This is a genomic window from Sporosarcina saromensis (assembly GCF_033253735.1).
Lineage (GTDB): Bacteria > Bacillota > Bacilli > Bacillales_A > Planococcaceae > Sporosarcina > Sporosarcina saromensis.
This window is the reverse complement of sequence record NZ_JAUBDI010000007.1, coordinates 15216-27203: the sequence shown is the minus strand read 5'-3', so window position 1 is coordinate 27203 and position 11988 is coordinate 15216. Positions and strand designations below refer to the sequence as shown.

At 41.1% G+C, this 11988-nt stretch carries 13 protein-coding genes, 1 pseudogene and 1 other annotated feature; of the genes and pseudogenes, 10 read left to right on the top strand and 4 right to left on the bottom strand.

All coding sequences use genetic code 11. From position 1 onward, the window contains the following. Positions 1-80: 80 nt before the first annotated feature. From QT711_RS09020 to QT711_RS09005, 4 genes are all read left to right on the top strand, one after another. Complete coding sequence (locus tag QT711_RS09020) at positions 81-236, top strand: hypothetical protein (protein ID WP_317943613.1); 156 nt, start codon at positions 81-83, stop codon at positions 234-236. Between the two features lie 108 nt (positions 237-344). Next, positions 345-518: a sequence feature (16S ribosomal RNA rRNA prediction is too short), on the top strand. A gap of 81 nt (positions 519-599) precedes the next feature. Beyond that, a complete protein-coding gene (locus QT711_RS09015) occupies positions 600-923 on the top strand; it encodes an RNHCP domain-containing protein (protein WP_317943611.1) in 324 nt (107 codons plus the stop codon). A gap of 105 nt (positions 924-1028) precedes the next feature. Further along, complete coding sequence (locus tag QT711_RS09010; RefSeq protein WP_317943610.1) at positions 1029-1922, top strand: S16 family serine protease; 894 nt, start codon at positions 1029-1031, stop codon at positions 1920-1922. Positions 1923-2092: 170 nt separating this feature from the next. Further along, a complete protein-coding gene (locus QT711_RS09005; RefSeq protein WP_317943609.1) occupies positions 2093-2491 on the top strand; it encodes a hypothetical protein in 399 nt (132 codons plus the stop codon). A 95-nt stretch (positions 2492-2586) separates the two neighbouring features. Here the strand turns inward: QT711_RS09005 and QT711_RS09000 are convergent, their stop codons facing one another. The 3 genes from QT711_RS09000 to QT711_RS08990 form a co-directional block, all read right to left on the bottom strand. Then, the gene (locus QT711_RS09000; protein WP_317943607.1) at positions 2587-4197 is read right to left on the bottom strand and encodes a DUF4179 domain-containing protein; all 1611 of its coding nucleotides are present in this window, start codon (positions 4195-4197) and stop codon (positions 2587-2589) included. Next, a complete protein-coding gene (locus QT711_RS08995) occupies positions 4175-4741 on the bottom strand; it encodes an RNA polymerase sigma factor (RefSeq protein ID WP_317943605.1) in 567 nt (188 codons plus the stop codon). Before QT711_RS08995 ends, QT711_RS09000 begins: the two co-directional genes overlap by 23 nt. A gap of 301 nt (positions 4742-5042) precedes the next feature. Further along, positions 5043-5513 (bottom strand): hypothetical protein, encoded by a 471-nt coding sequence (locus QT711_RS08990; protein ID WP_317943604.1) that lies wholly within the window; start codon positions 5511-5513, stop codon positions 5043-5045. 157 nt (positions 5514-5670) lie between these two features. Between QT711_RS08990 and QT711_RS08985 the strand changes: the two genes are divergently transcribed. Together QT711_RS08985 and QT711_RS08980 are read left to right on the top strand one after the other, a co-directional pair. Beyond that, on the top strand, positions 5671-6279 hold the full coding sequence (locus QT711_RS08985) for a class I SAM-dependent methyltransferase (protein WP_317943602.1): 609 nt from the start codon (positions 5671-5673) through the stop codon (positions 6277-6279). Further along, positions 6279-6473 (top strand): YwbE family protein, encoded by a 195-nt coding sequence (locus QT711_RS08980; RefSeq protein WP_317943600.1) that lies wholly within the window; start codon positions 6279-6281, stop codon positions 6471-6473. Before QT711_RS08985 ends, QT711_RS08980 begins: the two co-directional genes overlap by 1 nt. A gap of 260 nt (positions 6474-6733) precedes the next feature. Here QT711_RS08980 and QT711_RS08975 read toward each other — a convergent pair whose 3' ends face one another. Further along, positions 6734-8071, bottom strand: coding sequence for a uracil-xanthine permease family protein (locus tag QT711_RS08975; protein ID WP_317943598.1), 1338 nt, complete (start codon positions 8069-8071; stop codon positions 6734-6736). 187 nt (positions 8072-8258) lie between these two features. Between QT711_RS08975 and QT711_RS08970 the strand changes: the two genes are divergently transcribed. The 4 genes and pseudogenes from QT711_RS08970 (at position 8259) to QT711_RS08950 (ending at position 11959) form a co-directional block, all read left to right on the top strand. Beyond that, on the top strand, positions 8259-9236 hold the full coding sequence (locus QT711_RS08970; RefSeq protein ID WP_317943791.1) for an aromatic ring-hydroxylating dioxygenase subunit alpha: 978 nt from the start codon (positions 8259-8261) through the stop codon (positions 9234-9236). Between the two features lie 171 nt (positions 9237-9407). Further along, complete coding sequence (locus tag QT711_RS08965) at positions 9408-10556, top strand: PstS family phosphate ABC transporter substrate-binding protein (protein WP_317943596.1); 1149 nt, start codon at positions 9408-9410, stop codon at positions 10554-10556. Between the two features lie 9 nt (positions 10557-10565). Further along, positions 10566-10933: pseudogene (locus tag QT711_RS19590) on the top strand (DUF5412 family protein). 18 nt (positions 10934-10951) lie between these two features. After that, positions 10952-11959, top strand: coding sequence for an NAD(P)H-dependent flavin oxidoreductase (locus QT711_RS08950; protein ID WP_317943590.1), 1008 nt, complete (start codon positions 10952-10954; stop codon positions 11957-11959). Positions 11960-11988: the final 29 nt, after the last annotated feature.

Below are 11988 nucleotides of genomic sequence, written 5' to 3'. Positions count from 1 at the left end.
TGGACAGTTTTTCTGCTGTAGCTACAGATCATATCTATATCATGTGTGAAGTATCTTCAAGTAAAGATTGGAGGGGTTTCATGGCTGTCCTATTATGGATTTTTAGTATGCTAATTTTATATTTCGTCATCTATTTTGCGGTAAAGGATGGAATCGACAAGTCTGAGGTGGGGAAGTTGATTATAAAGAAGTATGGGAATCAGAAGGTAGAAAGGGAAATGGATGACCGGTTTTGAGAGGGACCGGTTCTATGAATAATTTATAGTTTCTATAAACGGGGTGATCGATTGAATGTTTTTTTAAACTCAAACGTGTCTTCTAGGGGATGATGCCGATGTCAGTGATTAGGGATGAACACTTACTAGTGGAAGATGGAGAAGTCTGTCTTACAGTGGTTGATACAAATCAATAAAGTCAATCGTGGTTCGGATCAGGAGATGCAATAAGCTCTTGTGAAGCAGGAACTAGAAGTAATCGCTTTGTAGAACGAAGCGGTGAATCTGTAAAATCACCTTAAAAGCCTGAAACTATGTACAATAGGAAAACAAACAGAACCCTTTCTCCAAAGATGAAAAAAATCGTCTTGGAGGAAGAGTACATTGAGTAGATTAACAGAAAACACTGCTTTTCAATGTGAGAATTGTGGAGCAAGAGTCATGCCTTTGACAAATGGAAGCTTTCGTAATCACTGTCCATTTTGTCTCTTTTCAAAGCACTTGGATGATCATCCAGGTGATCGATCAAGCATTTGCAGCGGATTGATGAGACCGATTAGGTTAGATTATTCAGGTAAAAAAGGTTATCAAATTGTCCATGAATGCTTGAAATGTGGTAAATTACAAAGAAACAAGGTTGCTCGTGATACAGTTCAAGAAGATAACATTTTGAGCTTAATGACTACAACAGCATACTCACTCAACTAGATGTTTCTCAGCCTCCCGGTTTTTTAAGACTGTGGAGGCTTCTTGTATGAATAGGAAAAAAGATAACTGGAATAATGTGAATAACGAATAGGAGAGGAAGAAGTTGTGTTAAAAAGTATTCTTTTAACAATTATATCCGTGCTTGTCTATTACTCGATTTTATTGTTACTCTACCTTTTTGATGTTATTTGGTCACTTGTTTTCTTAGTATTCTTGTTGTACGGCATCATAATAGTAGGTGTACTTTTTCTGGTTTTCCTTAAAAATTCCAGCTTGAAGAAATCATTCGGTGCTTCTATTGTGCTGTTAAGTATATTGTTTGCCTATGAGTTTCTGCTACTCTTTGATACATCCGCACCAGCTTATTCTGTAAAGAATTACATCCCGCCACATGAGTCAATCGCTGGATCTGGAATTTATTCGGTCGGTATAGGTGAGATTGATTATGATAAAAAAGATAGTAAAGAGTTGATCCATAAAGTACTGACTGAGCAAGGTGTGGACGTACTTTCAATTACTAAAATTGACAACATGATGATTTATGGTGCTAAAAATAGACAATTATTGAGCTGGTTACATCTCAGAAAAGAATATTCATCAAAGGAAATGGTGGAAACAGTGCAAGATTATTTAGGAAATGAAATGGATTGGGTATTGAATTGGGATAAAGAAGGAATTAGTGGCCATAGTGCAGGTCTCAGCTTAGCATTATCAGGGCTTTACAATAGAGGAGATTTTGAGAATCATATACCCATTGCCGTAACAGGTGGCATCAATAAGGATGGAAAAGTAACTAAAGTGGGAGGTATCAAAGAGAAACTTCAAATAATTGATAAAGCCGAAATTTCCATTGCTTTGTTGCCCACTAAAAACAAGAGAGAGGCAGAGAAACTTCGGAAGGAAATGAAGTCAAAGGTTTCTATATTTTATGTTTCTGATGTAAAGGAAGCTCAAAGGAAAATTGAAGAATTAAATTTGAAACACAAGGCCGCTCAGTAGTTTTAGCATCAACAATATTTGGAGTGGACATCTATAATCTACCAAAGAAAATGAGATCGGCTGATTTCTGAAGACAAATTAACAACTGAGTTATGATGTCATACATCGTTTTGTACACTCATAACATGATAAAAGAGGGGGTGTACAGCGCGCGCAAGAGTAAAATCGTTTTGATTGGAACGATTGTGTTGATAGCCTTCGCTACGTTATTTATTATTAACAATTTCTCTTCCAAGGGTGTAGCATCTGTAGTCAAACCTTCAGCCAATCTTGAGCTAGTAAAGCAAGAAGAGATTGAAAAAATGTCAATCTTACTGCAACAAGATGGAGGTTTAGTCGAACAAGTAAACAAGAAGTTAGAGGAAAAAGGATATGCCTTTCAATTGTTAGTTGCTGTTTTTTCGGAAAAGGATATTCAAGTGAAATTTGTCTTGGAGAATCAAGAGGCTACGGAAAATGCCCAGCAAGAAATACAATCAATATTTTTCGAGGCAGTTGAAAATAGTGACTTAGACGTCAATTCGTTTACATTAAAAATTGGTGATTCAAATGATGGTCCAGATTGGTAGACAGTTAGTACCTGTATGAAAAGACAGTATATATTCAGCCTTCTGGTAATACAAACAGAGCAAGTAGCCTAATTAAATTGCTACTTGCTCTGTTTTTAATTTTGTTCCAGCAACGGAACCTTCGTTGCATTTTTAACCGGATAATATTGGGTCGTGGAAACAAGATGTAACGTCAATTGCTCAGGAACTTCTTCTAATCCTTCCAGTTCCAACTCAATCGTTGTTATGAAGCGGCCGTTCTTATCTGTTTTATTCAAAACGGAGCCACTCGGATTGCCTGGGTAGACGTTCCCTTTTTCATCAACCACTAACCAACTGCCGAGGTCGGAGGATTGAGCATCTTTGCCGCCTTCCAATGAAATGACGACAGAGGTCTCCTTTTGGATTGGATTAAGCGACTTTTTGAAGGAATACGCATTCTTCTTTTTGACCTTCGTAATCGTCAAGTGATTCCCTTTATAGTCAAATGATATCGGTTGTTTTTTTAATTCACTCGGTCGAACCGTCAGTGAGAAATTTGCAGGTTCTTTTTTATAAACACCATCCAGTACAAAGGATAAGTTGTCTTCTTTACTTGGAACAAATGAATCATTCCATACAGTCTTGCCAATCTCTGCCGTGTCTTCACCAGAACTTTGTAGCATACCAATTGTGTCTGCACCCATCGGGTTACTTGTGGCATAGATTGTTTGACCATCAGCGTTTTCAACATGGTACGCAATGGCACTGTCAACACCATAGACGAGAGAATCCAAATGTTTTGCGCCAAAATCTTTTTCAAATTGGTTTCGAGTTTGCTCAGCAATTGCCAGTTCTTCTTGTGTAAAAGAGGTTTCGTACATAAATTCAGTGGAGGAAGGTGCAATCTGAAGCTTTTTCAGATCGATCACAACACCATGATGGCTAGGGATCGATTCATTCAAATCCACAGTTTTCGTCAGCTTTTGGGTTTCTTGCAAATCAACAGGTACTTCTAGCTGCCAGTTCCCTTTGACGCCATTCAACTCGACGAGGTCAAACGAAATCGTTAGCTTCTCCAAATCCTCTTGTCCACGTAATGAAAACTCAACAATGCCGTAATCGCTGCCTTCTTGCCATCCAGTACCTAAGCGGTTGAGAGTTTTCCCCTGTTGGTCAACTGCTGTAATCGCATTGTCCGATTCAGCTAATTCCAAATACGTATCCTGGGGCTTGCCATCCTTCAACACTTGGTATGAAAGCGTTACTCTGGAAGAATCGGCAATGACATCTTCCACTTTTAAGGTGAGTCCTTGGTCCTCGACTGCTAAGTCAACCCGTTTTGTCAGTCCAGCCTCTGCGGCAACTTGTAAACCTTCATCTACTTGGTTCGACGAGAACATGCCTCCGATGAGTTGAGCGAAACTTGGATTGAAAGTCGCACTGAGTCCGACGGCAAAAACGATTCCTGCAGCGGTCAGCATGACACGTTTCCATGGTGTGGAACGGCGAGGTTTCTGCTGTTTTGGATACGGCTCAAGCTCATCCAAGACAAGTGAATTGAAATTGTCTGGCAAGGTAGGCATTTGCAATGTATCTTTGATGAATACCTGTTCTTTTTTGAAGGCCTTAGCAACTTCTGCACATGCAACACATGATTGAATATGTCTTTCTATTTCAACTTGCTCATCATTTGTTAACAAATTATCCACGTATTGAGAAATTTTATCCACCGTTGGACAGTTCATGAAAATAGCCTCCTTCACGTTTTACGGTTTCTCTCATTTTTTTCTTTGCTCGATGTAATTTATTACGTACGGTTGACAGGGGAACGTTCATAATCTCACTAATTTCCTCGTAGTTCATTTCATTTACATACCGAAGAAGAATGATTAGACGTTCATCATCAGGTAAAGTAGCAACCAATCGCTCTAACTGCCGGCTTTTCTCGTTTTTCAAGAAAATGATTTCCGGATGATTTGGATTGACCACTTTCTCTTCGTCTACTTCAACTTGCACTGTGGAATACTGCTTCTTACGAAATGCATCCATACAGTGGTTGATAGCAACCCGATAGAGCCAGCTTGCAAATGGACCATCTGCTTTGTATTTGTCGAGATTGCGATACACTTTTATGAACGCATCTTGCACAAAATCTTGTGCATCTTGTGGATTTCTCGTCATCCGTAATACGGTTGCGTACAATTGATTTTTATATTTGTTAATAATGTGTGTATAGGCTTCTTTATCACCAGTCAACACTTGTTGGATCCACAACTGTTCCTCGTCCATAGTGACCTCCTTGCTGAAACGAACATGCGCATGTGTCGTTTTGTCTTTCATTCAGTATAACGGGTTGAGTGGAGGAATAATTTCATGTAACAGAATTTTATCGGTGGATTTGTTGAGCAATTGGATAGTTAAAGGTGTTTAGGAAGAAAGAAGGGTCTTGACCGGAGGGGTATTCGTTTAGACAAACAGAGCCCATAGTCGATAACTCAGACTACGGACTCTGTTTGTATGTGCGTCAAAGCTTACATCCAACTTCCAAGCATTCGACAAGCTAGGCAAGTTATAGGAAGCCTTCTTAGTATTATACTGAATTCAGTTTAATGAATCGACGTATCATCCAGGCAACCGTCAGGCTGAATACCAAATGACTGGCTGTCCAATAGAACCACGCCATACCATCATTTGCAGCAGGAGGCCGGTCCGTAAAAAGTGTCAAGAAATACAGGATACCACTGCCCGCTGTATAAACGGTCACGTAGGGCCAACTACTATATTGCTTGCCCCAAAAGGATAAAATGGAATAGAGGCCGACCACGCTAGCGATACAAAAGACAAAATGAAAGGCGATCCCGAATAAGTAGCTGTCTTTGAATACATGAATAATAGGGAAGTACTCTACGTTATAGAGTAAAATGTACGCTTCATTTCCAGTTAGAGAATATATGAGTTGCATAATCATCGCTAAAACTGCACCGCTTACAATTCCTATCCAGATTAATTGTAAAAATGTCTTCATCCATTCATCTCCTTTCAAGGCGTTTTGTCTTTTCATTCCCAGATCTACAAAAGGTGAAACAGCAGGACCCCTCGTACATGAAAATCATAGGATTGTTGCAAGTGTAGATTGTCCAATGAAAATCGTTGACGCCTTAGCATCTAACTTCAATATGATAAACTTATGGAAAATGGCTGAAAGGAGTAGATGACGCATGACAAACACATGGCATGAACGTTTTTCAGGAGAGGAATACATCTATGGCAAAGAGCCAAATGAATTCATTGCGGGGGCCGCGCACATCTTGCAACAGGGAAAAGTGCTTTGTATCGCAGAAGGGGAAGGGCGAAACGCAGTTTACTTGGCATCCCTCGGCCACGACGTAACTACATGGGATTACGCACAGGCGGGCCTGGATAAAACCGAACGTTTGGCGAATGAAAAAGGGGTATCCGTCCAAACCGAACTTCGCGATTTAGCAGATGTGGAGTGGGAGGCAGAACAATGGGATGCTATCGTCCACGTATTCGGCCACTTGCCAAAAGATGTGATGGATCGGACGATAAAAGGAATCCAAAAATCACTTAAACGTGGCGGCTATTATATAAGCGAGTTATACACGAAAGAACAGCTATGCTATCAAACAGGCGGCCCGAAAGATGAGACAATGCTTGTGGAACCTGTAGAACTTCTCAACCAGTTCAATAACTATTTTACAAAGCACTTTTTTGTCGGCGAATTGAATCGAGAAGAAGGACAACTGCACACAGGCATCGCCCACGTCGTGCAATGTATTTTTCAAAAGAGAGAGGAAGACAACTAATGGACGGAAGAAATCGAAGTGACGTACAACCAGGCGTAAAAGTAAACGTCATCCTGAAAAAAGACCAACGGACAGGTGTAAAAACGGAAGGCATCGTGAAAGATTTACTCACAAACTCCAGCTACCATCCACATGGCATTAAAGTACGACTCGAAGACGGACAAGTCGGCAGAGTGTGTGAAATCTTGAAGTAAGTTCGAGAGGTGCAAGTGCCTGTTCGTTAAATCGCGTTCAGGCATTGCCACTCTAGAATAGCGATAAGCCTGCGTTCATGCTTACGCAAATACATGTAGTCGCTAAGAAAACAGAGTTGGTTCATCGCATAAGACTTTCGCAATAAACAAGCCCCTTCCCGCTCAAAGATGAGCCGCCCGCTCCGAAATACAGACTATCGCCATTTAAACCTAAAAACCGGCGAGGGCATTGCCCTCACCGGTTAACAATTATCATACACTTACCCAGAAGTCACTTCCGAATTATCGGCAATCTCTTTATTCGCTGGTATCAGCAAATTCAACAGAACTGTCGCAATTGCACCAACTGTAATTCCTGAAGAAAGAATGTAGTTTGCCCAATCTGGAACAGTAGCGAGCACTTCTTTCGGAAGTACAGTAACAGCAATTGTCAACAAAATCGGAATCCCGATGACCATCATGTTGCGGTCGTCAATAATAATCGGCTGAATGACTTTCATGCCGTTTGTTACAATCGCCACACAGACGATACCGAAAATCCCGTTAATGACCGGTTCAGGTATGCAAGTAATGAGTGTAGATAACTTCGGTACAAGGCCAAGACATACGAGAATCCCGCCACTTACCATGATAACGGACCTGCTGGCAACGCCGGTAATCGCAAGCAACCCTGCGTTTGAAGAATAGCCAGTCATTGGTGTACTTCCAACAAGTGCTCCGGCGAAACAACCGAGTCCTTCTCCAACAGATGCACGGTTTAACCGTTTCTCATCTAATTCCTCACCAGTTACAGAGGAAACGACAAACCAAGTACCTGTCGTTTCTATTAAAATAATTAAATAGACAAAGATCATTGAAATGATGGCACCCATGTCAAAGACCGGTTTTCCGAAAGGTAGCAACGTTGGTAAAGAGAACCACGCAGCATCTTTTACCGGACTAAAATCGACTGTACCAAAAAACATCGCGGTAATAATGCCGCCAATAATTGCAAGAATAACAGAAACAATACGGAAAAAGGTACCGACTGCACCGAGCCTACGACCAAGCAACATACAAACGATGACAATACTTGCAGACACAGATGCAATAATAATGTTGTCCCCAATATTTCCTTCAGCGATAAAAATATTGTTCAAGCCAATCGGCATTAATGCAATTCCAACAATGATGATAACTGTTCCACCGACCAATGGTGGAATGACTCTTCGAACTGCTTTGGCAAACCATTTTAATGGATATCCGAGTAAGGCAATTAATATCGCTCCGGGAATAAGACTTCCTGCAATCGCGCCCAGTCCAAGTTTTCCTCCAATCGCGGCGATCGCTCCGACAGGTACGTAAGATGGCCCTTGTACGACCGGCATCTTGATTCCTGCACCCGTTTGAATAAGTGTTGCGATACCTGTTGCTAAAAAGCACATTTGAATAAAAAATGCTGTGTTTTCGACGGTTAATGAAAGAAGTCCTGCAATGATAATTGGCGCAATATAAAGGTCCATTGCCAACACGTGCTGTAATCCGAGAATAAACGCTTTTGGTGGACTCACTTTTTCATTCACACCAATGATAATGCCGTTTGCTTTGTTCTTATTCACAACGATTTCCCCGCTTCTTCGTGGATTTGTTACTTTTCAATTGGATTATATATAATAAACGCTCGTTTGTATATAAAAACCGAATAATTAACTTAGAAAAAAATCATTCGTTCGTGTTTTCGGGTTGACGGTCGTATATGTTATTCGGTAAACTAAGAACAAGGAATACACGTCAGGAGGAAATGACATCATGATAGAGGATCACGTATTGTTGGAAGACTGGCTCGTTGCTTGCCGTTCCGAAGATGTGAAAGATAAACCGATTCAAGTGAAGTTAATGGGGGAACGCCTTGCGATTTTCCGCAACAGTAAAGGCGTTCATGCTTTCAGGGACTTATGTATCCATAGAGGGGCTGCGTTGTCGTTAGGTGAAGTGAAAAACGATTGTCTTGTTTGTCCTTATCATGCATGGGAATATGACGATGAAGGCAAGTGTGTCCACATTCCACAATTGCCAGAAGGACGAGCGATTCCTAAGAAAGCAAAAGCATCATCATACAGCTGTGTGGAAAAATACGGACTGATTTGGGTGAACTTTGCTGGGAATGAACCTGCTATTTTTGATTACAAACCGATGGCTAATGCTGAATATCGTAATGTCATCTGGGGCCCACAAGAAGTGTTTGCCAAGCCACCTCGAATCATTGAAAACTTCCTAGATGTTGGTCATCTTGCAGTCGTGCATGAAGGGTACTTAGGTACAGAATCGCATCGAGAAGTAATGGACTACAAAGTAAATAAAGAAGGAAAGCGCATCTTTTCTGATGAGATTGCGATTTTCCAACCGGATCCAGATGGTTCGGGCATTCCGAAATATGTGTACTATACGTATGAAATTCACAGCCCTTTCACAGTTAGCTTTACGAAAAGGGATAAAGAAAATGATACATTAATGACGATTTTATTAACGGTTCGTCCAATAGACGACGAGCGTTCTGTCGCGTACGGAATATTATCATTCAATTATGAAACAGGCTTAACGGACGAAGCAATCATTGCATTCCAAGATGAAATCTTTGCACAAGATAAGCCAATTGTTGAAAATCAAAAACCGGAAGAACTACCACTTGATTTGCAAGTTGAATTGTCACTTGTTTGCGATCGTATGAGTATTGCTTATAGACAATATTTAAAAGAACTTGGTGTGAAAATGGGAACGGCATAAATTAATCGTTACGGTATCGTTCAGCGACAAGCTGTTCGGTGCCGTTTTTTTATATTCATTCAAAGCGATCACACGTATTTTATATGTCCTATATTATTCTTGCTGATAAAAACAAATATTCAAAAATGTGCTATTCTAATAGAAAGAACATTACTACAGGGAGGCTAGAGATTGAAAACCTTTTGGGCAATCTTATCAGTTGCATTCATCATGGCAATCGTATTCCCACTAGTTGCTATTATTGTATTCATCACCTATCTTTCAGAAGCTCGCTATTTATTTCCTTTGGTGATAGCTGCATATATATCACTCGGTGGCTTCCTTGTCATGGCTCGTTTTGAGTTGCACCGATTCAAGAAATATTTTTTCAACGGTGCTGGAGCTGTCTTTGTTGTTGCATTGCTGTTTGCTACACCAGATATTTACGACAAAACGCGGCAAGTCATTGGCGACGGTTCGCTTGAAGTGGAGGAGTATAAGCCATTTCAAAAAAAGACAAAAGCAGTGGCACTTGCTGAACCTGCAACATTAAAGATTGAGGATGATTTACCGGTCATAGATGGTGCAACGGCCCTGTACCCAATCTATTCCGCATTTGCACAGGCAGTTTATCCAGAAAAGGATTATGCAGTACATGGCAGTGAAGTGATGTCAAACAGGACGGGACAAGCTTACACGAATCTGATCAATGGGACGGCAGATATCATTTTCGTCCTCGGTCCGTCTGCGGAACAACTAAAGCAGGCTGAGAATAGTGGAAAAGAATTAACGTTGACGCCAATTGGGAAGGAAGCCTTTGTGTTCTTTGTAAATGCGAAAAACCCGGTTACATCATTAACAGTAGATGATATCAAAGGAATCTATGCTGGAGAAATCACAAATTGGCAAGAGGTTGGTGGGGAAAATGATGAAATTCGCGCATTCCAGAGACCTGAAAACAGTGGGAGTCAAACAGCACTTCAGAATTTTATGGGCACAACGCCAATTATGGATCCTCCAACTGAGAATATTGCCTCGCTGATGGGAACGGTTATTGGGGAAGTGGCTGACTATAAAAATCACAATAATGCGATTGGCTACACGTTCAGGTATTACTCCACCCAAATGGTGAAGAACAATAACATTCGCCTGCTGCATGTTAACGGTATTGAACCGACTGTTGACACGATCCGGTCAGGTGACTATCCAATAACAAACGAGTTTTATGCGGTCACTGCAGGTAGTGAAAATCCTCACGTCAAAGCATTCTTAGAATGGGTCTTGTCTGAGCAAGGACAGGAAATTATCGAAAAAACAGGATATGTACCGATTAAGAAGTGAGGTAAAAGGGTGAAATACTGTTTTAAAGTAACAGCGATTTTAGTTGGTATTGTAGTAGCAATTGTCATTACTCTGTTTTTGATATTGAATTACTTTATTTATCAACACGAGCCAAAAGGAGAACTGTTGAAAGAAACGGTTTCGCCGACTGGAGATTACACAGTGACATGTATGTTATAAGAGGGAATGCGACAGTAGCGAATTCGCTTCGTGGAGAAGTCATTGATCATACGAATAAAGACAAGAAGAAAACGATTTATAAAGCCAATCGTGAAGAAGATGCGGATGTCGAGTGGTTAGATGACTTTATTGTATGTATCAATGGGATTCAACTAGACGTTAGAAACGACTCCTATGATTGGCGAAAGAATAAATGAACGAAGGAGGCTTATCCGATGAAATTTACAGAAAGTGTTCAGTTCGACCACCCCATCATCCAAGCACCGATGGCGGGTGTGACGACACCTGAATTTGTGGCGGCCAGTGCGAATGCAGGAGTTTTAGGTTCTATTGGTGCGGGTTATTTATCAGCAGAAGCTACGAGAGAGTTTATTCAACACGTTAGGAAACTGACAGATAAACCGTTCGCTGTGAATTTATTTGTACCTGAAGAAATGAATATGGATGAAAAACTTGTACGTCGAGCATATGAACAGTTGCAACCAATTGGAGAGCAGCTCGGTATGCCCTCTTGGGAGACGCCGTTTTCTGCACCGTGTTTTAACGAGCAAGTCCAAGTCGTTATTGAAGAAGGCGTTCCGGTCTGTTCGTTCACGTTTGGTCTACCGAGTGATGATAATGTCCTAAAATTGAAAGCGAATCATGTGTTTCTGATTGGCACCGCTACGTCTGTCGAAGAAGCGGTTCTCGCTGAAAAGTGCGGGATGGATGCGGTTGTCGTCCAGGGCAAAGAAGCCGGTGGGCATCGTGGTTCATTCATCGGGGAAGCGCTCATCCCTCTTAAAGAATTGGTCACGGATGTAGTTGAACAAGTTCAAATCCCAGTTATTGCAGCTGGCGGAATTGCCGATAAAGAGCAGATGAAAAGCATGATCGATTTAGGGGCACAAGCGGTACAAATCGGGACAGCATTACTCGCTACGAAAGAGAGTGGTGCGCATCCGCTCTATAAACAGTCGGTATTACAAGCAAGTGAAGGATGTACAGAATTGACGAAAGCATTCTCGGGGAAATCCGCAAGAGGCATTCGCAATCAATTCATGATAGAAATGAAAGAAGATAAGCCAATCGCTCCTTATCCGATTCAAAACGATTTGACGAAAAAGATTCGAAGTGAAGCAGCTGCACAAAACCGTCCGGAATTCATGTCGATGTGGGCAGGGGAACGTGTGCATGAAACGGAGGGTGGATCAGTGGAAAAGGTTGTTAAAAGTTTCTTTTAGTTCAAAGTCGAAGAACAGAATTTTCCGAT